This is a genomic window from Alteromonas sp. 14N.309.X.WAT.G.H12 (assembly GCF_036697315.1).
In the GTDB taxonomy this organism is placed as follows: domain Bacteria; phylum Pseudomonadota; class Gammaproteobacteria; order Enterobacterales; family Alteromonadaceae; genus Alteromonas.
The window spans coordinates 1-21,147 of the sequence record NZ_JBAHZB010000002.1; the positions used below are offsets into that span (position 1 = coordinate 1).

Genomic DNA, 21,147 nt, shown 5'->3' on the forward strand with positions numbered 1-21,147 from the left:
GTTTAGGGTTTTGCGCTGCCAACCCTAAGAACTGGTTGCGGGCATTCATCAGCGCATCATGCCCCCGTCCGCCTCGATCAACCAGTTGAAATTCGAAGCCTGTGGCATTCCCCAGTTCACGAATAGAGGGCGGTAAAATAGGAAACGCCATGGCATCCTGAATTTGAGATAACCCGCCAAAGGCTTTACGAATTAGCGCAAATGCGCTTTGCGAGTCATCCCGGTCTTCCCAGTCCACCAAATGCACAAACCCCATACCGGCATTTTGTGCAGCACCGGCAAAACTAAAGCCCACAATAGTGAACATGCCTTCTACTGCATCGCTATTTTTTTCAAGGAAGAAATCTTCTACCTGTTTCATAGATTCAAGGGTTCGACTGGCGGTGGCCCCTGGAGGCGCATTTACCAGCACCATAATGCGGCCTTGGTCTTCATCGGGCAAAAAGGAGCCTGCCAAACGGGTGAAAATAAGCATCATCCCGCCAACCAGCACCACGTACACCAGCAAGAAACGCTTAATTTTACCGGCCATGCCGGTAGCAGCGCGCTCGTAACCGTCGCGCCCCTTATTGAAGTTACGGTTAAACCAGCCAAAGAAGCCGGTGTCCCGTTTATTCATGACATCTTTTTGGCGCAACAAGGTGGCGCAAAGAGAAGGCGAGAGAATAATGGCCACCAATACCGAGAAGGCCATGGCAGACACAATAGTAATAGAGAACTGTCGATAGATAGAACCGGCCGAGCCACTGAAAAAGGCCATAGGAATGAACACGGTGGATAACACCACGGCTATCCCCACCAGCGCGCTGGTAATTTGTCCCATGGATTTCTTCGTGGCTTCCTTAGCCGGTAAACCTTCTTCTTCCATGATACGCTCTACGTTTTCCACCACCACAATGGCATCATCCACCAGCAAGCCGATGGCCAATACCATGGCAAACATGGTCAACACATTGATGCTGTAGCCGAAAACATAAAGCACTGCAAAGGTGCCCATTAGCACCACAGGAACCGCAATCGTTGGTACCAGCGTGGCGCGCCAGTTTTGTAAAAACAGCAACATGACAAAAAAGACCAGTACAATGGCTTCGATTAGGGTTTGTACCACCGATGCAATGGAAAGTTTAATAAATGGAGAGCTGTCTACCGGATAAACTACAGTCACGCCCTCAGGGAGATTGACCGCCAATTCTTCCACCCGGGCTTTCACCCGTTCAATGGTATCAAGGGCATTCGCCCCCGTGGCCAGCGATACCGCCATGCCCGACGCAGGATGACGCTTGTAGCGGGCAATATAGCTGTAATTTTCTGAGCCTAACTCTACCCGGGCTACGTCTTTCACCCGAACCTGAGAACCATCGGTATTTACCCGCAAGACAATATTTTCGAAGTCATCAACGGTACGTAAAATTGATTGGGCGGTAATGGTGGCGTTGATCTGCTGCCCTTCGATGGCTGGTAAGCCACCTAATTGCCCGGCAGAAATGTCGGTATTTTGAGTTTGTACGGCATTTTGTACATCAACCGGTGTTAGGTTGTAGCTAAACAGTTTGTCCGGATCTAACCAAATACGCATAGAACGCTGGGCACCAAACACCCGTACGCTACCGACGCCATTGACCCGTGAAATGGGATCCTGAAATTGGGAAACCAATAAATCACTCAAATCAAACTGACTTTGGCTACCATCTTCGGAATAAAACCCCACTACCACGGCAAAGGTGTCGTTGGATTTGGTTACCGTTACCCCTTGTTGCTGCACTTGCGTAGGCAACAGGGAAACCACACTTTGTACTTTATTCTGGGTTTGTACCTGGGCGGTGTCAGGATCGGTGCCCGGCTCAAAAGTCAGGGTAATACTCATGCGTGCATTTTCACTACTTGCCGTGAAATAACGCAGGTTGTCGATCCCCGATAAACTCTGCTCAATAACCTGAGTAACGGTATTTTCAATGGTTTCCGCCGACGCGCCAGGATAGGTCGCGCTTATGGACACGGAGGGAGGAGCAACTTTCGGGTATTGCTCGATGGGAAGCCCCTGAATCGACAAAATACCCGCCATAATCGTTATCAGAGCCAACACCCAGGCAAAAACCGGGCGATCTATAAAAAAACGTGCCATATATTTTTCGTTCCTGCCTATATAATTGCGTTAAGGTTACTGACCACTTTTAGATTGCCAAGGCGTAGTGTTTACTTTGCTTCCTGGTTTTACTTTTTGATAACCGGTAACGACCACTCGACTTCCTTCAGTTAACCCGCGGCTCACAGAATAAAGATCCTGATAAGACCCGCTCACCTCAATAGGTGTCATTTCTACAATATCTTGTGCATTGACTGTCATTACGGTCATTGAACCATCGGGAAGCCGCGTAACAGCACGCTGTGGTACCGTTAACTCCTGTGACTCGGACATTAACACGGTGGCTTTAACAAACATGCCGGGCATTAATAATGCGTCAGGGTTAGGAAACTCTGCCCGTAAAGCTACAGCACCGGTAGATTCATCTACCGTCACCTCAGAAAACTTCAATGTCCCCGCATGTTCGTACATTTCTCCGGTAGCATCATTAAGCATCAAACGCGCAGGCAAGGAGCCTTGCGCTTGCATAGCACGACGTAGCGTTATCATGCCTTTACCTGACTGCTGCATATCTACATAAATCGGATCAAGTTGGGTAATAGTGGCTAATTGCTGCTCCTGACTGGCAGTAACCAAGGATCCTACGGTGACAAAGCTGCGACCAATTTGTCCGCTAATGGGGGCATACACACGGGTGTAGTCCAAATCAACTTGAGCTAAATCCACGGCGGCCTGCGCTACGCTGATCTGCGCTTCTGCTTGCTCGGCTTGGGCCAACGCATCATCATAATCCTGTTGACTTACCGCATTGCGATTCAGCAAATCTTTATAGCGAACCGCTCTGGCTTTAAGGGTTTTGAGGTTGGCCTGAGCGCTTTTTAAATCGGCTTTGACACTGGCCAATTGCGCTGCATAACGGGCATCGTCAATCTGATATAACTGTTGGCCTTTTTTTACAAATGCCCCTTCTTCAAACAAACGCTCGATTAACACCCCTTCAACCTGAGGGCGAACTTGAGACTGCTGAATAGGGCTCACCCGGCCAGGTAAGGTAACAGTATGTTTGACATTTTGTCTCGCAACGGTCATCACCGATACGCTTGGTGCAGGTGCTGCACCCTGACTTGTTCCGGTTTGCTGACTCTGATCTGAACAGCCGCTGACATAAATTAACGATATAACAGCAACTGCACTTAATAACAGTTTTCTCATAACTATAAAGCTTCCTGATTCAGCCTTTTTGGCTGGACAATTGAAGGACCAACGTATAGTGTTTAAAGATACGTTCTTGTATGTATGTTGTCAATTCAAGGGGATCCCAATGCGCCGAACAAAAGAAGACGCAGAACTCACCAAGCAGGCCATTTTAAACGCCGCTGTTGAGGTTTTTTCGGAACGTGGTGTGGCCAAAGCTTCCTTAGAAGAAATCGCTCGCAAAGCCCAAGTAACAAGGGGTGCTATATATTGGCACTTTGAAAATAAATTACAAATCTTTGATGCTCTTTACCAGAATTTACATACTCCGTTTATTAGCCGGATCTTGGAAGGCTTGGAAGTTGAACACCCTAATCCTGTCGGCCAGTTGCAGGAGTTGTGTACCGAACTTTTATTGGAAGTTGACGAAAATGAAATTCGCCGCAAAGCCCTTACCTTGTTTTTACTGAAATGTGACTATGGATGCGAGCTGAAATCTTATCGAGAGAAACACGTTGAAGCCAAGTTTGAAAAGAAAGCCGCGTTCTCTATTTACTTTAATCAGGCCATCGAAGCAGGACATTTACCCGCCGATACGGATCCTGATGTTTTAGCCTTGTCGGTGATTTGTTATTTACGGGGCATATTGATGGAGTACCTTGAAGCGCCGGACACTTTTAACATAAAGAAAAACGCCCCTAAATTAATTCACAGTTTTTTTAAAAACCTGATGACCTAGGTCAGTTTTTCCTACAAAAATGCTCGCAACACCTTATACGCCCAGCTCAATATGGACGAACAAGACTTTTCGCCCCCTTTATCAGGATGACATTGATGCTGCAAACGATGGTAGTGTTTTTTAAGCTGTAATTTTGTCATCGATGCATGGCCATCAATACCAAAAACCTCGCAAGCCTTGGCATATTCGTCAGTGGAATAAAGTTCGCTTTTTTGCCCCATACGTAACCAGAAGCGATGAATAAGTTCATCCACATCCTCTTTTTGGGTTTGGGAAAAATGTTGCCAATCGAGGTAGTAGGAACGCAGGGGATCTGACTTAGTTAAGCCATCCTCTCCTGTCACAAAGGGCCTTAGCTGAATATTGGTGGTATAAATATCAAGCAGTCCTTTTTTCGCGCTGCTCCACTGTGCTTGCAACTGATACAAAGCATGAAACAGCATAAAGTGACATTGAAACAAGGTGAGAGGATCACCCAGCGCATCAGCATCGAAAAAGGCGTAAGGGGGCTTTTGTAATATTGTAATAAGCTGATATTCAGTGATCCCATCAACAAAATGGGGTTCTAGCTGCTTCAACCCATTAATTAATGGTTGAATTCGACGAGATGCGTCGTTGCTATTTGCCGTCGTCACACTTACTTCACTGACGTTGGATTAGGCTCTGGTAACAGCCACAGCCAAATAAGAACCGCCAGCATAAATGTGGCAAGAGCGGCAATAAGCCACAGCGCCATACCGGTAATTGCCATAATAACCACAGATAACGTCATTCCCCCCGTTGCTGCGTATTTGGCTTTTCGCGGCACACTGCGACTGGTACGCCAGTGATGGATCATAGGCCCGGTAATGGAATGGTTATCCAACCAGTTAGCCAACCTTGGCGAGCTTTTCGCTGCCAGCCATGCGGCTAAAAGAACAAAAACCGTGGTGGGCAGCCCAGGCAGCCAGATACCGATAAACCCCAGCACCAGACAGGCAATCGCTGCCAACATCAATAACCAACGATAAGGTGCAGCGAGTAGACTTCTTTTCATTTACGCAGATATTGCCATTAAGGATTGTTAACACGGCAAAGTATACCGTGGATGTTGCTCTCTATCTTAATCCATTGCACAAGATTATAAAAATGACAAAGGCGGATCATTTGTTTTAAAACAATCACGGTATGCCACACTTTGCCACAATTGGAAATCAACTTGCCATTAATCACTGGATAGGAGGCCAGATTCTCTCGGTTAAATAAGACGATATTTCAGGAAGGAATCGTCACATGTACCCAAAACGTATACCGAAACACCTTATCATTGAAGACTACCCTAAACGTAAATCCCGCCCTTGGCGTGTGTGGTTGCTGTTATTGGTAATTGCTCTGCTTAGTTTTGCTTTTGCCTTTCATGCCCACAGCACTGAGGTGTCATCACCTTCTGCGGGCAACCTTAAACTGGTGCAACAGGATGCCACGGTTTCACCTGCCGCCCACTTAGCCACCGATGCGAAGGTGACGATTACCGGCATGATCGCAGAGGTGGCCTATAGCCAAACATTTCAAAACCAAACTGATCATTGGGTGGAAGGGGTGTATACCTTTCCCCTGCCCGAGGATGCCGCGATTCAACATATGGAAATTCATCTGGATGGACGTCGTGTCGTAGGGGAAATACAACCCAAACAAAAAGCCAAACGTATATACCAACAGGCTCGAGAGGCGGGAAAACGGGCGGCCATTACGCTGCAGCAGCGGCCTAACCTTTTTACCCAACGGGTGGCGAATATTCCGCCTCATCAATCGGTGACCGTACTGATACGTTTTCTCCATCAGGCCCGTTATCATGATGGGGTGTTCCAATGGCGCTTACCCACTACGCTGACACCTCGCTATATTCCCGGCGCACCGCTCGCTGAAGCACCGGGTATCGATGATACCACCAGCAGCACAGTCAATGCATTTGGCTGGTCACATGCTACCGACCAAGTGCCTGATGCGATGGCTATATCGCCGCCCTTTTACACCCACCCATCCCCTTTTAAAAACCCCTTGTCACTATCGATAACCTTAGACAGTGGGTTGCCCTTGGCCTCTATAGATGCCTTGTATCACACCATCACAACCCGTAAAGAAAACGAGGGCTATCAGATTTCCCTTAAAAACGGCCAAAGCGAAATGGATCGGGATTTTGTATTACAGTGGCAACCTTCGCCCTCCCGTCAACCCCGCGCCGCCCTATTCCAGCAAACCCTAGACGACGAACATTACAGCATGTTAATGATGCTGCCACCGTCCACACAAGATGCGAATACCTTACCAAGAGATATCACCTTTATCATCGATACCTCAGGCTCCATGCAAGGCACTTCCATTGTGCAGGCCAAAGCGAGTCTGCGTTATGCCATTCGCCAACTCAATGATGATGACAAGTTTAATATTATGGCCTTTAGCGATAATTATCAGTCTTTATTCGCCTACCCCCATCCGGTGAGTGACAAGCTCCGTGAGCTTGCCATTAACTGGGTAGACAGACTAACAGCGAAGGGGGGTACTGAAATGTTTCCCGCCCTTGCGGCAACCTTTTCCCAACCCCATGATCCGGAACGTTTACAACAAGTGGTATTTATTACCGACGGTGCAGTAGGAAACGAAACCGCATTATTTAAGTTAATTGAAGAAAACGCCGGACAAGCCCGCCTTTTCACCGTCGGCATTGGCGCAGCACCCAACAGCTTTTTTATGACAAATGCAGCAAAAGCCGGCCGGGGCACCTTCGAATATATCGGTGAGCCCCAAGATGTGCAGCAGAATATGGCGCGACTATTTACTAAGCTAAATCATGTCACGACGAAAAACGTGTCTGTCCAATGGCCCTTTACTGCCGATACCTACCCGAAAAAGATCGGCGATCTTTATCTTGGCGAGCCCCTCATTGTTTTTGCCAAAACCTCTCGGCCCCTGACCTCTTTAAACGTTCAGGGCGATACGGCCAACCAGACATGGGCCAGAACGGTAAGTACCTATCAGGTCAAAGAGACCGAAGGCATCGCCAGCCTATGGGCCAGAGAAAAAATCAACGCCATAGAAGCCTCTGCAAGGTGGGGCACCATCAGTGATATAGAAGCAAAAGAAACCATTACCGAAGTGGCGCTGAAACATCATTTACTGTCCCGCTTCACGGCGTTTGTTGCCGTGGACCAACCGGTTATCCGTGGGCCTAACACAAACTTATTGCCGGCGGTCATCCCCAATCAATTGCCCACCAGTCAACGGCGCTTAATGGCATTTCCAAGAACAGCCACCTCTGCCACCCTGAGTTTTTGGGTAGGGTTACTCTTTTTATGCGGTTTGGTGTGGTTACAGTTTTTGAACAAAAAAGGCCCCCAGCATGTGGCGTAATATTCTCATTGGCATCTGTATTATCGGTTGTGTAGTGGGTTGGGGAAATACCCTGTGGATCAAGGGTAAAGCCCTGCTAGCTCAGTATCTGATCACCTCTTCTTGGCAACAAACGATGATCGAGGGCGAGCCGGTAAAACCCTGGTACTGGGCTGACACCTGGCCGGTGGCGGCGTTGAGCTTTCCCCGCCAACAGATCAAGCTGTATGCCCTTGCCGGTGCCAGTGGCAGCAGTTTGGCGTTTGGTCCGGGCCATGTTGATGGCACTGCCTTACCGGGGCAAGAAGGCACGCAGATATACAGTGCCCACCGTGACACCCATTTTCAGTTTATTGGTGAGCTGGCAATTAACGATGTTATTGTGGTTCAGGCACCTGACGGTACACAACAACGTTTTGCTGTGCACCAGACTCTAGTGGTAAATGCTCATGAGTCGGCTTGGGAATATGATGCCCAACGTAATGAAATTCATCTTATTACCTGTTATCCGTTTAACAGTATATCGCCCAATCCGCCCCAACGCTTTATAGTCATAGGGCACTTGTTGCCAGACCACCCCGACTCGTTAGCACCACCGGCTTAATGCAGGTAGCGCTAACGCTATTTCACCGTACGTGGCATACCCGGTCACATCTATTGAATCGCGGGGCATTCGTTGGGCACTTTGGCATCTTCCTGAGAGATGATAACGCCGGTTTCTTTGGCGAAGGCATCCCATTTACTGATCATATCGGCAAGAACTTTCGGTTTAGTTGCCGCCAGATCATGGGTTTCCCCCATATCCTCAGCTAAATTATACAGGTGCCAGTTTCCGTCTGAATAGGGGGCGGGAATTCGCACAATTTTCCAGTCATTAAACTGTAAACCTTGTCGTCTGTGCACACTAAAGCCATAGGGATCATCCTTATGAATATCCGTTTTATTCTGCAGCAAATATGGCAATACAGATTCACCTTTTACCTCTACGACATCATGGTTTTTATAGGTTTTGTTTGGTAATTCTCCACCTGCCAGATCTAAAAACGTAGGCAGTAAATCCATTACCGATACAAATTCATCTTTAATACCCGTTACCCTCATTCCTTTAGGTAAATGCATAATAGCCGGTACCCGTATTGCGCCTTCAGTGGTCATGCCTTTATGCAGACTTAACGGGGTATTACTGACTCGGGCCCAGGCACCGCCATAAGAGACAAAGGAATCACCAGAGCCTAAATTTTCAAATCGATTGTCATAGTTTTCCTCAAGGAATTTATTCTCTCCGCCCAACCCATTTTCAGGACGAGCATCGGCGCCATTATCTGACAGAAAGACAATTAACGTATTATCAAATTGGCCAGTATCTTTTAAATGCTGTATCAACCGTCCGATGTTTTCATCCAACGCATCCACCATGCCAGCATAAATCTCCATTAACCGTGCTTGACGCTTTTTCTCTTCATCCGAAAGTGTCGCCCAATCTAAATAACATCGGTTTCCTTCGGCAATGGTCGTGTCGTCATTGATAAGCCCTAGCTTGCGCATTTTTTCAATACGTTTAGCTTGAATGGCATCATAACCGACATCGTATTTGCCTTTATATTTGTCACTGTATTTTTCATCTACCTGTAAAGGCCAATGGGGCGCGGTATAGGCCACGTATCCAAAAAACGGTTTGCCGCCCTTTTTTTGGACACTATCGATATAACTAATGACTTTGTCTGTGTAGAACGTGGTGGAATAAAAGTCTTTGGGCAATTTCACCGGTTTATCATTTTCGGTATAGGGCGTTTTCGGCAAAAACGGAAAAATCCCTTTGTCCGAATAGTGGTTCCCTGCCCCGGGCAACATGGCGAAGGACTCATCAAACCCTCTGGCATTAGGCAATTGATCTTTTTTCATGCCTAAATGCCACTTACCTGCCATAAAAGTGGCGTAACCGGCATCTTTCATCAGCGACGGTAATGGTGCCACACGCTCATTCAGATAGCCTTCATAACCGGGTTTACCACGCTGGTTGTCCGCTAACCATTCCGCCATCGCCCCTAAACCAGCAACATGATTGTAGGTACCGGACATCAACATGGAGCGCGTGGGTGAACAGGTGGGTGCAGAATGGAAATTCGTTAACTGAACACCACCGTCCTGAGCCAGGGCATCGATATTGGGCGTATTGATTTCACCACCAAAAATACCGAGGTCGGAATACCCCATGTCATCTGCCACAATAAGCAGAATATTGGGTTTGGTTTGCTCCTTAGGGGCTTCACTACTTGAAGCTGAAGACGAATAGCAGAACATTAACAAAAATGAAGAAGTACACACCGTAAGATAACGAAGTAGCGCATTACAAATACCAGATTTCACAATAGATTCCTCTTAAAGCGCAAAGCAAACAAAGCACAGAGCCAATGTTAAATTGTTGTAAACAATACAGCTTGCGTACCGAAAAACAATACACTTGTTTCGCAATGCAAAACACATGAAGTATTTATTGCTCATTGCGCCAAACGGTACTTTTTTGCACTTGGGTTCACACCCGCAATCTGGCTGATGGGAAATAACAAAATAAAGGACAGTATGAAAAGCGTACAGGCAAAAACACCCACGCCTAAAAGAGAGAATACCTTGACCATTATGCTAGTCAGTAGAGGCCCAGCACCACAGCCTATAGAAATAGCCGCCGGACCTAATGCGGCTAATCGCCCCGAACTATCTAATCGCCCCAGTACACCAAATTGTAATGGTTCGATAAACATGATCACCGGCGTAAATAAGGCCATGGCCATCAGATATACATGAGAAGTTGGCGCATAAGATAATACCAGCGCCAAGATGGCAATACCGGTGTACGCCACTAACAGCAAGCCGCTTATTCTGCACCGAGTATGACAATACAGTAGCAGTATAAAAGGGCTCATTATCGCAATACACCAGCCCAACGCCAACGCAATGGCCATCACCTCCAGTGTCGAGCCATGGTAAAAACCAAGACGCTCCATAAATGTTTGGGTACCGGATAGGGCAATACCGAACAGCCCCAGTGCCAATAGCACCCTAAAGGCCCCCGGTATGGCGCGAATACGTAAAGGCGGTGCATTATCCTCTTTGCGAACAAGGCGGAACGTGGGAAATTGACCTAATACTACCATTAACGCCAATATATCCACACAAAGAATTAAGCCAAAAACTCCGGTATTGCCGTAATGTGGCACCACCGTAGCCCCACAAACTAGTACCATCACGGCAAATACCGCCAAAGCAATGTTATACAACGCGAAGGTTTTTTCTGTACGTTTAGAAAGGGCTGCGCCCGCGCCTGCAGCGGCTAAAAGCATGCCTTGGGAAAATCCGGAGAACCCGCGCAAGATAAGCAAAGAGACCACTCCATTGGCATTGGCTGTACCAATATTGATAAGGATCTCACCGGCAAGGGCCAGTATGACCAAGAGACGACAATTAACCCGCCGCCCTACAATAGAGAAACAAAACGCCCCTATGGCGGTGGTAATAAGTTGCAGCGATGCGATGCGCCCAAGCCAATCGGGATTGGCGGCAAAGTCCCTGACAAAGGCGCCCATCACTAACGGCATAGCAGGCAAAAAGATCAACCCTGCCACATGACAGGCTATAAAAGCGAGTGTAATTTTAGCGTTAAATTCAGGTGATGCGTGGCGCGCCTGAACGTTCACGATGCTACCCCAATAACTTCATATCAAAGCGTAGCGATGATGCGGGTAATGCTTTTAATCCTTTGGAAATCGCACACGCCGTACGTTTTAACCGACTTGCGGCATCAATTTCCGTTTCTTTACTCATTCGAGAGGCAGGCATGATCATACTCACCGCCGCCACCGGCTTACTAAGATGATCAAAAATAGGAACGCCAATGGCATAAATACCCGAATGTAACTCTTGGTTATCCACCGCATAGCCCTGACGATTATATTCCCTTAAACGTTCCAGCAAGGCCTCTTTAGACGTGATGGTATGTTCAGTAAAAGGTTGAAAATCATAGTCAAGCATCTTACTTACCTGGGCATCGTGCATATAGGAAATAATGGCTTTAGCCCCTGCCGGGGCATGCAGGGGAAGAATTTCAGCGGGAGCCATAGATACCCGCAATGCATCCCGACTTTCGGCAAAATAACAGGCCACTGTGCCCGTACCACTCCACACTTCCAAGGAAATAGACTCATTGCTTGAATCCCGCAAGCGATTCACATAAGGCACAGAAAGATCAACAAATTGCTGAATAGAGCGGCTAACTTGGGACAGGCCAATTCGATAGGCAAGCGGGCCCAGTGAATACTTACGGGATTCATTATTGTGAGCAAAGAGCCCGTATTCCACCATGGAAGATAAAATACGGGAGGTAGTGGCTTTGTGGATCCCCGTTAATTTACTGATTTCACCTGTACTTAACTCATGATTACAATCTGTAAAGGTCACAAGGATTTCCAACGCCTTTTCTATTGCGTTTAATTTTTCTTTCTTAGTTGTTTTCTTCACTCGATAACTCTTTACAACCTGTTCCCTCGCACACCTCTTTAGGTTGTGCTTCATAGGGGCGAACTTTCACGCCTTTTGGCGCAATTTCACAACCCGCAATTGTTAACAATACGATAACTAACAGAGAGTATTTTGTTAAAAACCTACTGTACCGCTGAAACGTGCAAAAGTGCATCTTTTTTCCTCTTTTTTTATCCCCAGGATGTAGTGGGCAACATGGCTTTATCCGGTGTTAAGGTAATGGCGTCTACCGGGCAGCTTAATCGACATAAGTGACAAATCTGGCAATCCTGTTGATACGCGATGTAAGCCTGTTCCGATTCAGGATCCATCCGAATCACATCGGTTGGACAGGCTTTAACGCAGTTTTCACAGCCAATACAACCGTGTATTTTTTCTATAGGCATACCATGTTCCTTAAAAATAGGGGCTGACTTAGTAATGATTAACTTAACCAGTCAGGGTTGTTAGCTAAAAAGGCATCTTCTCCGGGAAACTCGCGCGGATAATTCTCCCGGTAACTTTTGTTTTTACTCGGCTTCCATTCCTCCGGCAGCATGTGCTTACCCAATCGCATACCCTCCTTATCTTTTTGTATCGTCACCCAACAATGCCATTCTTTATCATTACGGGCCGGGTAATCCTCCCTAACATGTGTACCACGGCTCTCTTTACGGAATAATCCAGAGCGCAATTTCATCTCTGCATTTAACAACATATTTTTTGCTTCATGAGCCATGCGCAATTCATGACCATCCCGGGCAATCATTTTCGGAACACAGTGATTACGTAGAAATTCAATGGAGGCCAGCGCACCATCTAAACGACGGGGATCTTTGATATACAGAATATGCAGGGGCGTCATGGTATTTTGCAGCGTTGCCGTTATCCACTCAGGGCTGTAGCCTTGCTCAACATTTCGTGGTGCCCACATTTGCGTGAGTTTTTCTTCAATTTGCTGCTTGTTGATTTTGGGTCGTGAAGCCAAGTTTTTGACGTATTCAACGGCATGACGGGCAGCAATACGTCCTTGGATAGCAGACCCATACGACGAGAATCCCCGGCCCGGATACAGTGAACCGCAAAGCATCGAGCCCAAGGCATCACCGGCTGCATATAGTCCTTCTACGCCGTCAGCCGCACAACTATAGTCGGAACAAAATACCCCTTCACTCTTGTGCACGCCCATACCGGCTGTTGCGCCACCCACCCGATGACCCAATCCCGCATCTTCGGTAGCGCCTTCAGGCGGACCACCTAAATCAAGAATTAAGTCTGGCTGGCTTAAATACCCTTTACCAAGATACTTACGATTGGCTTTTATCTCCGGAGACTCTGGCCGCACTTCCCCTGCTTTAGGTGGCGCTTCACCACCCGGCCCGCCGCCAATTTGACGGTTAACCCCATTTTGAAAGACACCTAAGGCATTATTTAAGGTTAACCCTCCTTCCAACTTACCTGGCGGTCCTACCATCACATAGGCCCCTTTTACACTCTGCGCCCAGCGCCAGCCTTCATAGGCCGCTGCAGGCGCGTTGGCAAAGGTGGGATGGGTATCGTTAAATTCCTTACCCACTATTTTGGCGCCCGCCTCAAAGGCCAAGGCATCACCGTCAAAGGTTTGCCCCCAAATGGGGAACCCCGGGCTTTTGTAGGAACCGGCCCCAGTGCATTGAATGACAGCATCAGCTCGCAGTACCACCGCTTTGGAGGGCTCAGCCGAATCATCATAGGTAAAGCCTACGGCACCGCAAATTTTACCGTTTTCATCATCCAGTAAACTGGTAATCATGGTGCGCTCAACAATGGATACGCCGGCGTTTTCCAATTCCCGTCTAAACACCACAGTACCACGCTCAAAAGGTCGGGTATTGTGCGCACCCATCTCGTGGAGGGTATGGAAAATATCTAAGGATTCATCCATAAAGATATCCAGCCACTTACGGTCATTCACATATTCCGTGTTCATGGCCATGTTTTCTTGCCATTCATTACGGTCATAAATGGTAGGATCAAAGGGGCGGCTGTCTGATGCCCAGGGAGACATACCCGACCAGCCCACCACGCCTTTATCTACCATTAACACACTGAGTCCTTGCTTACGGGCTTCCAAGGCGGCAAAGGTACCGGCAAAACCACTGCCAATAATGAGTAAATCGGCCCGACGTACCGGCTCTGACAGCGCGGCTTCTACCCTGCTGCCGGTATTGACCACCAAAGGCACCGCGAGAGCAGCTGCGGTATAGGCGCCGGCTTTAAGGACATCACGTCGTGTCACGCCTTCCTGAATTTTGTCGTCTTTATCATTACTCATGAGCTAGACCTTCCACTTGTTATCATTGCTAAATCTCGTTCCTGGAACACTGCGACTGTGGCTGACAGCCTAGAAACCCAGTTGTTCATATAAAATACGCGCACGGGAGATATTCATACCATGCAGGTGGCCTTCCACCGCTTTCACCATGGGTTGAGGTCCGCAGATATAGTAGTCCCAGTTAAGATTGTTATGACCTGCTGATGCCTGTTCGAGTACCTGTCTGTCAATAAAACCGGTATGCCCCTTAAACCCGTCTGGTGGAAACACCTCAGGGGCATCATTTACAATCAACGTCGTTTGCAAATGTAATGTGGTTGCCATCTCCCGCAATTCATCCATAAACATCATTTGTGCCATGGTACGGTTGCCATACAGCAGACGAACTGGCCGGGTATCACCTCTGTCATTGAGTTCGCGCAGCAACCCAATGATGGGGCCAATGCCCGCGCCCCCGGCAATCAACACGATTCCTTGGGCGTTTCTGGCATTCAGGGTGAATACCCCATGAGGACCATCGACCCAGACCCGTTGCCCCGGCTTCAGCTTGTGTAACTGACGGGTGTAATCGCCTAAGCTACGGATGACAAAAGACACTTGGGGTAATGCGCGCGGGCTCGACGCAATGGAAAAGGGGTGTTCATTACGCTGAAACGCGCTTTGGGAAGTGTTGATCCACACAAATTGACCGGCTTCAAAATCAAAATCAAAATTGCCGTCTTTTTCGATGGTCAGATACCAGTCATCCGTACTGCCTTTTTGACACTCCACGACTTTAAATGGGCGTTTGGATACACTACGAGGACGAATGAAATACACATAAGCCACCACGCCAACAGCAATGGCACACAATACAATCCATAAGGTATCGAACCAGGCGTTGTAGCGACCATGCCGCCCCACCGTAACGGCGTGGTGTGTTGCTAAAATAATGACTGCCACAAAGCCTACACTGTGAGTATAACGCCATGCCTCGTAAGACATATTGAGTTTCTTTTTCTTGATGGCCATCAGCACCAGCACAATAAGCAATGACCACGCATACACACCGGTGGCAGACTCACTGCTGGTAAACATCACCCACAAATTATCCAATGCAAAAGAGGGGGCAACGATAAACCGGGGTAAACCGATTAAGAAAGGGTGAAGGAAAAACAGGATCCCGAGTATTTCGCCGGCTTTATTATGCACACGCATGGAGTTGTCTACACCGATGCGGTTATTGATGGCATCCACCCGGCCATTGAGTAAGGTGAACTGGCACAACATCATTGCCATACCGCTAATGCTTAGCAGGGTAATCAATTCTTCATACCAACCACGAATAGCCAGCCCTTCAATGTAAGACAAGGCCCAAGGTATCAGGATTAAAATAATGTAAATGCCGACCAGAGAGTAAAAACTCATGGGCGAGCGTTTGATTGCCGGCAGTTGCCCAACTACCCCATTTGCGTGACTATTCATGATTTGCGCACCTATCTCTTAACATATAGCGATATCTCTCAGCACTGCTGACTAACGAAGGCCAAAACACCTTCGTTAGCCCGTTGCAGCACGCTTTAGAAGCGGGCGCCCACAGTGATCCCAACCGTACGCGGGGCCCCCACGTTCACCGTGCGACAGTTACAGCTAAACGGTGGGTTGATTAACTGGCCAACCACATAGTCTTTGTCAGCGAGGTTCTTGGCCCATAAGTCCATGTAGTAAGTATCTGCGTCATAACGGATCCGGGCGTTAAATAAGCTGTAGGCATCCTGTTTATCCAGGTCAGTATTGCCACGGTCAAAATAGGTATCAGAGCGATAGGACCAATCCAAACGGGTAGTCAGGTAGGCATCGCCAATGGTTTTGGTGTATTCAATACCAGTATGGGCTGTCCATTCCGGTGCATAGTTGAGGCGGTTACCGGAGAAATCCGTGGGCGGAATATCAATGGAATATTCATCGTAAGTGGCGTCAAGATACCCCACCGAACCATCAATTTTCAGATCATCGGTAGGCTGGTATTTGTATTCCATTTCCACACCTGTGATGGTGGATTGAGCCGCATTATCGGTTAATGGGCCGTCACCGGTTAAACGGAATACCTGCAAATCCTGATAATCATAATAGAAGGCCGTAACGTTTAGCATCACCTGATTATCGAAAAAGGTATTTTTTGACCCAATTTCGTAGGCGTCCACAAATTCCGGGTTGTAAGGCACTTGATCGCCGTTTTCATCAGTAGCACCGCCGTTAAAGTCATATCCACCGGATTTATACCCGTGGGCATAGCTGGCAAAAATAAGATTCGTATTAGACAGCTGATAATCTGTACTTACCCGATAGCTAGGCTCTGTGAACGAGGTTTTGCCCGTATCTGCGTCTTCCGGTCCAAGTTCACCGGATAAAAAGCGTACATTATTGACCAGATCCACCTGACCACCGGTTTCCCGGGTTTGCTCTTTTTCATCCCGGGTGAATCTTAGCCCACCGGTTACCGACCATTTGTCGGATAATTCATAGGACAGCTGGGCAAACAAGGCCATGGAATCCACTTCATGACTGGCCAGTCTCAGCTGACGTACACCGCCGCCCCCGGGCACCGCATCGTCACCTAAATCCACATCCAGAGGCACCAACCCTGTTGGCACAAGGGTTTCAAACCGCTCGGTGAGTTCTTCATGATAATAGTACGCTCCTAAAATCCATTGGAAGGGATCATCGGTTTGGGAAATTAAGTTAATTTCCTGACTGTATTGTTCTGCGCTGTTTTTACGATGGCGGGTTTCGATGGCCAATTCCGACCCGTCTGCATCCACCAGGATTTCGTTATCGTTGGTTTGATACGAGGTGATCGACTTAAGCAACAGATCCTCAGACAGATTCACTGAAGCATCAAAATCCACCCCCTGAATTAAGGTATCCACAAATTCTGGGGCATTTTTTCGGATTTCGTGAAGATCCGTAGGAAAGGGCAAAATACTGTCACCCGTTGGCGTGGTCAGCAAGTTATAGACATCTGCCAGTACTGCGGCACCCGCGCCCGCGTCTGAAACCCCCACTAAATAGCTGCTAGGGTATCCGTTCTCGGTGTCAATATCGGTGCCTAAGTATTGTGACCCCGGACCCGCACCACCCCGTTTGGAAAAATATCCCCGTAGTAAAAATTCGTCGCCGGAGTCAGCAACATATAACAGCTGGGCGCGGCCACTTTGTGAATCTTTATCATCCACATCCCGACCGCTTTCATACAAGTTTTTGATATAGCCATCGTGGCTATCACTCATCATGGTTACGCGGGCATACAGGTTGTCGGTAAGCGGCACATTAACCACGCCGCGCACCCTCTGCTCATTGTAATTACCAATGGTAAAGTCGGTATAGCCTTCCACAATGTCGGTGGGCTTTTTAGTAATAATATTTACCGAACCGCCAGTGGCGTTACGTCCGTATAAGGTACCCTGGGGGCCCCGCAATACTTCTAATCTGTCCACATCAAACACATCACCGGCAGCCGCCGAATTACGCCCAACGTAAACGCCATCAATATGCAGTGCCACGCCGGGGTCACCACCACCGACCAGGGTTTCAGTACCCACACCACGCAGGGTGACGCGGGCAACGTTTTGTCCTGCAGACTGTACAGAGAAATTCAGGTTAGGCGTTGATTCCTGAACACCGGCAAGGGTGGACGCGCCCTTAATATCCAGTTCACCCTGAGAAAACGCCGTCACTGATAACGGGATCTCTTGTAGACTCTCTGATCGTTTAGTAGCAGATACCATGATAATTTCGATACCAGAATTGTCGTCTTCTGCTGACGTGTCCTGAGCAGCAATTTCTTGGCCATATCCGGTAATAGGATTAAGTGCCGAGGCAACGGCAGTGGCTAAGCAAAGTAATTTAAATTGAGTTTTCACAGTGTGTTCTCCGTGGACGCTATTAGTAAGCTTTTGATTTATTTTATTAATTCAAACAGTGTCCACGATACGCACCACTTCATGAACCTGCCTTTTCCCACCCCTACCTGAAACCGCAAATTTACAGTTAGGTTACATACTTTTCACAACACTGAAGATACCTATGCCTTTACCACCAATCAATACACTGGTTTCATATCATGAAACGATCTAATATTAATTAAATGTTAATACATATTTAACATTAAGTAACTGTAAACCTATGGAGGTATGCCCGAAAGCCCAGGCTCTTGCGGCATGGTCCATGTGCCCGCAGGGCACACCATGGGGATGGGAGGTTCCCACACCAAACTGTACGGCACAAAAATAGCTACCGTTATCAGCGCCGAATTGGCGATGTTGTTCATCAATAAAACGGATCACTGCACTGGCTCGGCGGCCTGCTTGTAAATACGCACAGGCTCGTTCATGCATACCTTATGCAATTGAAATATATAAATAAAACAACACCCCCCTTTCGTTTAACCGCCGTATTTGCTTGATTTTTACCCAATGGTTTTCTACAACACAAATGAGTCACTTTTATTCACTTATGAAAAGGAGGTTTACAATGCGCGTTTTAGCGCTTTATTCACTCTTAAGCTTAATGGGTTTATTAGCGGGCTGTGGCGGTAGCAGTAATGATGATAGCGATAATAAGCTGCCAGCCCCCATCGTTCCCTATGAAGTCCGTTTTGACCATCAGCCACTAAATGGAGAAACTTTTCATCGTTTTGTCAAGACACCAGAAGGACTTTACGCCGCCACCAGCGGCGGCGTTTACAAACAAAATGGGGATAGCTGGAAATTACTTTCCAGCAATACGTGGGACGTTTACGATATTGAATATCTATCTGCTGGGCATCTTGTTGCATCGATATGTGACGCCCCTTCCCGTAGCGTAGACGCCACTTGTTATGCACTTGAAGATAGTCAATTCTACTTAATGGAGTCCTTCGATTCCGGGCAAAATTGGCAAGGGATTACGACCAACTTTGGCACCGATGATATGGATGAGGAAAACTTTCAGAGTACCTTGCCTGAGTCTATTTACGCCTTTGCCTACAACGCCGCTGATGATGAACTCTATGCCATCGGTAAGCTGGTGCTTGCCCGCTCCACAGATAAAGGCAAAACATGGCAGCGTTTACATGGTGATTGGGGCGCTTTTGCCCTGGGGTTTGATGCCCTTACGTTTAATCAGGATGAATACAAACTTTGGTATGGTGGCCAAGGCAGTACCGAAAACTCTTTGTTATACAGCTACGATCTCAACACCAACACAGCCACACTTCATCCATCGATGACTGACTTTCTCTCTGAACCCGGTGTGATATATTCCGTCCGCTACCACCCTATTCACTCAGAGATTATTTACGCATCCGGTGAGCCCGGCATCATTATCTCTAACGATGGGGGCGCAAGCTGGGCGCCCTTGTATATCAATCACCAGAGTTTGTTTTATTTCGACATGCTAGTGAACCCTTACTCACCGCAACAAATCTTCACCGCTCCGTGGAAAAAGATCTTTACCGAGCCCCAACCTTTTATCCTTGAAATCTCCGAAGACAACGGCGAAAGCTGGACACAAATGGCGTATCCAGAGGAGATTTTCGGCGGCGTAAGAAGTATCTATGCTGATTTTTATAACAGCGATACCCAAACACTCATCTTTGGTTTATATCGAGGTGGTGTGATGAAGGTTACCGTTACCACGAATTAACCTTGGTGGTTAAAGTCGGCAGGTTCATCAATACATTGGTGTAACGCCACTTCTATGTTGTCATCCAGTGTTTCTGCGATGATTTCCAACCGGCTTTCCACGCAATCATCCAATTCAATTTCGGAGAGCCCGTCTGCGGTCATGTTATAGCCAAACACCCCTTCCCCGGTAATGAATATTCCCTTTAACCGTTCGGCATGCAAAGAGACCAACCATTTGCGCAGTTTTGCATAGTTAAACACGATGTCGGGCGCAAACCGCCAACCGGTACTAAGAAACCCTTCACCTTGGTTATCGGCGGTGATAATTTCTTGCCGTTTTAAGGGAACGTCTCCGGCTAATGACTGGGTAGATTCGTGATGATGGTGATGGGGCGGCGGTACTTTTGTCGTTGCCAACGTCGGCCCGCTAAGCATAGATAACGGTAACTTCCCGTATTGCGTATAGGTATGAGCCACGTCATCCTTGCCCCATTTTTTTATGTAATCTTGTAAGGCCTGACAGTCTTCTTGGGTGTACATGTCCGCTTTATTCCCAACCACCACATCAGCAATTTGTATTTGCTGGTTGAATGTATCATGGGTGGTATAACGGGGATCCGAGAGCTTACGTGCATCCACCAGCGTTAAAATGCGCTGTAACAATAAGACTTCACGATAGTGAGGCGCCGACAACACCTCAACCACCTCTTTAGGGTGCCCAAGTCCGGTGGGTTCAATTAACAAGCGGTCAGGGCGAGATTTCGCCAATAACTGATTTAACGCAATTTGCATAGACAACCCGGCTGTACAGCACATACATCCGCCCGGTACTTCACGAATAAACACGCCCTGCGCTTCAGCATGCTGCCCTTTAAGCAGGCCACCGTCTATACCGATTTCGCCAAATTCATTCACCAACACCGCCCAACGTTCGCCAGCAGGCTTTTGGGTAAGCAAATGCAATATGGCAGAGGTTTTCCCAACGCCTAAAAAGCCGGTAATGATATTAGTAGGCACCGCCAGGATTTTATCGTGGTGACTGTGGTTATTGCTTGATATCGTCATAAATAGTTTATTTCTTAGCAGGCTTATAAATATAACATGCGGTTGTCAGCGCGTTACGTAGAGGATAGATGCGCAATAAAAAGAGTGAGAGTTCTTTACTAAGGCTCAGTTGTTATAATATAACAATCGTGCTGTTGCGACAACGACGAAACCTTGGTCTTGCCTACATAAAACCCGCAAATCAAACTGACGGTTTTTATCCATGGCCCATTAAATCGGAAGACCAACC

17 protein-coding genes are annotated in these 21,147 nt (G+C 47.6%); 4 read left to right on the plus strand and 13 right to left on the minus strand.

The window, feature by feature from the left end; genetic code table 11:
- Both V5298_RS01455 and V5298_RS01460 read right to left on the minus strand, forming a co-directional pair.
- On the minus strand, nt 1-2,122 hold a 2,122-nt coding region (locus V5298_RS01455; RefSeq protein WP_332929685.1), incomplete at its 3' end, for an efflux RND transporter permease subunit.
- 36 nt (nt 2,123-2,158) lie between these two features.
- Nucleotides 2,159-3,295: an efflux RND transporter periplasmic adaptor subunit gene (locus V5298_RS01460; RefSeq protein ID WP_332929686.1), complete on the minus strand. Its 1,137-nt coding sequence runs from the start codon at nt 3,293-3,295 to the stop codon at nt 2,159-2,161.
- A 109-nt stretch (nt 3,296-3,404) separates the two neighbouring features.
- Between V5298_RS01460 and V5298_RS01465 the strand changes: the two genes are divergently transcribed.
- Complete coding sequence (locus tag V5298_RS01465; protein WP_332929687.1) at nt 3,405-4,016, plus strand: TetR family transcriptional regulator; 612 nt, start codon at nt 3,405-3,407, stop codon at nt 4,014-4,016.
- An 11-nt stretch (nt 4,017-4,027) separates the two neighbouring features.
- Here V5298_RS01465 and V5298_RS01470 read toward each other — a convergent pair whose 3' ends face one another.
- Together V5298_RS01470 and V5298_RS01475 are read right to left on the minus strand one after the other, a co-directional pair.
- Nucleotides 4,028-4,651: a DNA-J related domain-containing protein gene (locus V5298_RS01470; RefSeq protein ID WP_332929688.1), complete on the minus strand. Its 624-nt coding sequence runs from the start codon at nt 4,649-4,651 to the stop codon at nt 4,028-4,030.
- A 2-nt stretch (nt 4,652-4,653) separates the two neighbouring features.
- On the minus strand, nt 4,654-5,052 hold the full coding sequence (locus V5298_RS01475) for a YbaN family protein (protein ID WP_332929689.1): 399 nt from the start codon (nt 5,050-5,052) through the stop codon (nt 4,654-4,656).
- Nucleotides 5,053-5,288: 236 nt separating this feature from the next.
- On the opposite strand from V5298_RS01475, the gene V5298_RS01480 reads away from it, so the two are divergent.
- Together V5298_RS01480 and V5298_RS01485 are read left to right on the plus strand one after the other, a co-directional pair.
- A complete protein-coding gene (locus V5298_RS01480) occupies nt 5,289-7,403 on the plus strand; it encodes a marine proteobacterial sortase target protein (protein WP_332929690.1) in 2,115 nt (704 codons plus the stop codon).
- Nucleotides 7,393-7,986: a class GN sortase gene (locus tag V5298_RS01485; protein WP_332929691.1), complete on the plus strand. Its 594-nt coding sequence runs from the start codon at nt 7,393-7,395 to the stop codon at nt 7,984-7,986. Before V5298_RS01480 ends, V5298_RS01485 begins: the two co-directional genes overlap by 11 nt.
- Before the next feature lie 50 nt (nt 7,987-8,036).
- Here V5298_RS01485 and V5298_RS01490 read toward each other — a convergent pair whose 3' ends face one another.
- From V5298_RS01490 to V5298_RS01525, 8 genes are all read right to left on the minus strand, one after another.
- Nucleotides 8,037-9,749 carry an arylsulfatase gene (locus V5298_RS01490; protein WP_332929692.1) on the minus strand — a complete coding sequence of 571 codons (1,713 nt, stop codon included), beginning with the start codon at nt 9,747-9,749 and terminating at the stop codon, nt 8,037-8,039.
- A 131-nt stretch (nt 9,750-9,880) separates the two neighbouring features.
- Nucleotides 9,881-11,074: an MFS transporter gene (locus V5298_RS01495; protein ID WP_332929693.1), complete on the minus strand. Its 1,194-nt coding sequence runs from the start codon at nt 11,072-11,074 to the stop codon at nt 9,881-9,883.
- A gap of 4 nt (nt 11,075-11,078) precedes the next feature.
- Complete coding sequence (locus V5298_RS01500) at nt 11,079-11,894, minus strand: IclR family transcriptional regulator (protein WP_332929694.1); 816 nt, start codon at nt 11,892-11,894, stop codon at nt 11,079-11,081.
- Between the two features lie 191 nt (nt 11,895-12,085).
- Nucleotides 12,086-12,301 (minus strand): 4Fe-4S dicluster domain-containing protein, encoded by a 216-nt coding sequence (locus tag V5298_RS01505; protein WP_332929695.1) that lies wholly within the window; start codon nt 12,299-12,301, stop codon nt 12,086-12,088.
- A gap of 38 nt (nt 12,302-12,339) precedes the next feature.
- A complete protein-coding gene (locus tag V5298_RS01510) occupies nt 12,340-14,208 on the minus strand; it encodes an FAD-binding protein (protein ID WP_332929696.1) in 1,869 nt (622 codons plus the stop codon).
- Nucleotides 14,209-14,277: 69 nt separating this feature from the next.
- Entirely contained in the window at nt 14,278-15,672 is a 1,395-nt protein-coding gene (locus V5298_RS01515) for a ferredoxin reductase family protein (RefSeq protein WP_332929697.1), read from the minus strand.
- A gap of 95 nt (nt 15,673-15,767) precedes the next feature.
- Nucleotides 15,768-18,110, minus strand: coding sequence for a TonB-dependent receptor (locus tag V5298_RS01520; protein WP_332929698.1), 2,343 nt, complete (start codon nt 18,108-18,110; stop codon nt 15,768-15,770).
- A gap of 216 nt (nt 18,111-18,326) precedes the next feature.
- Nucleotides 18,327-18,584, minus strand: a complete 258-nt coding sequence (locus V5298_RS01525) for a hypothetical protein (RefSeq protein ID WP_332929699.1) — start codon at nt 18,582-18,584, stop codon at nt 18,327-18,329.
- Nucleotides 18,585-18,720: 136 nt separating this feature from the next.
- Here V5298_RS01525 and V5298_RS01530 point away from each other — a divergent pair, with 136 nt between their 5' ends.
- Nucleotides 18,721-19,872, plus strand: coding sequence for a hypothetical protein (locus V5298_RS01530; protein ID WP_332929700.1), 1,152 nt, complete (start codon nt 18,721-18,723; stop codon nt 19,870-19,872).
- On the opposite strand, the gene V5298_RS01535 is transcribed toward V5298_RS01530, so the two are convergent.
- On the minus strand, nt 19,869-20,918 hold the full coding sequence (locus tag V5298_RS01535; protein ID WP_332929701.1) for a GTP-binding protein: 1,050 nt from the start codon (nt 20,916-20,918) through the stop codon (nt 19,869-19,871). The two genes, V5298_RS01530 and V5298_RS01535, sit on opposite strands and share 4 nt — an antisense overlap.
- Nucleotides 20,919-21,147 lie beyond the last annotated feature (229 nt).

Bases quoted from the DNA above. Each gene is read 5' to 3' on its own strand.
- V5298_RS01460 (WP_332929686.1), bottom strand. From the start codon at position 3,295: ATGAGAAAACTGTTATTAAGTGCAGTTGCTGTTATATCGTTAATTTAT.
- V5298_RS01465 (WP_332929687.1), top strand. From the start codon at position 3,405: ATGCGCCGAACAAAAGAAGACGCAGAACTCACCAAGCAGGCCATTTTA.
- V5298_RS01475 (WP_332929689.1), bottom strand. From the start codon at position 5,052: ATGAAAAGAAGTCTACTCGCTGCACCTTATCGTTGGTTATTGATGTTG.
- V5298_RS01480 (WP_332929690.1), top strand. From the start codon at position 5,289: ATGTACCCAAAACGTATACCGAAACACCTTATCATTGAAGACTACCCT.
- V5298_RS01485 (WP_332929691.1), top strand. From the start codon at position 7,393: ATGTGGCGTAATATTCTCATTGGCATCTGTATTATCGGTTGTGTAGTG.
- V5298_RS01505 (WP_332929695.1), bottom strand. From the start codon at position 12,301: ATGCCTATAGAAAAAATACACGGTTGTATTGGCTGTGAAAACTGCGTT.
- V5298_RS01510 (WP_332929696.1), bottom strand. From the start codon at position 14,208: ATGAGTAATGATAAAGACGACAAAATTCAGGAAGGCGTGACACGACGT.
- V5298_RS01515 (WP_332929697.1), bottom strand. From the start codon at position 15,672: ATGAATAGTCACGCAAATGGGGTAGTTGGGCAACTGCCGGCAATCAAA.
- V5298_RS01525 (WP_332929699.1), bottom strand. From the start codon at position 18,584: ATGCATGAACGAGCCTGTGCGTATTTACAAGCAGGCCGCCGAGCCAGT.
- V5298_RS01530 (WP_332929700.1), top strand. From the start codon at position 18,721: ATGCGCGTTTTAGCGCTTTATTCACTCTTAAGCTTAATGGGTTTATTA.
- V5298_RS01535 (WP_332929701.1), bottom strand. From the start codon at position 20,918: ATGACGATATCAAGCAATAACCACAGTCACCACGATAAAATCCTGGCG.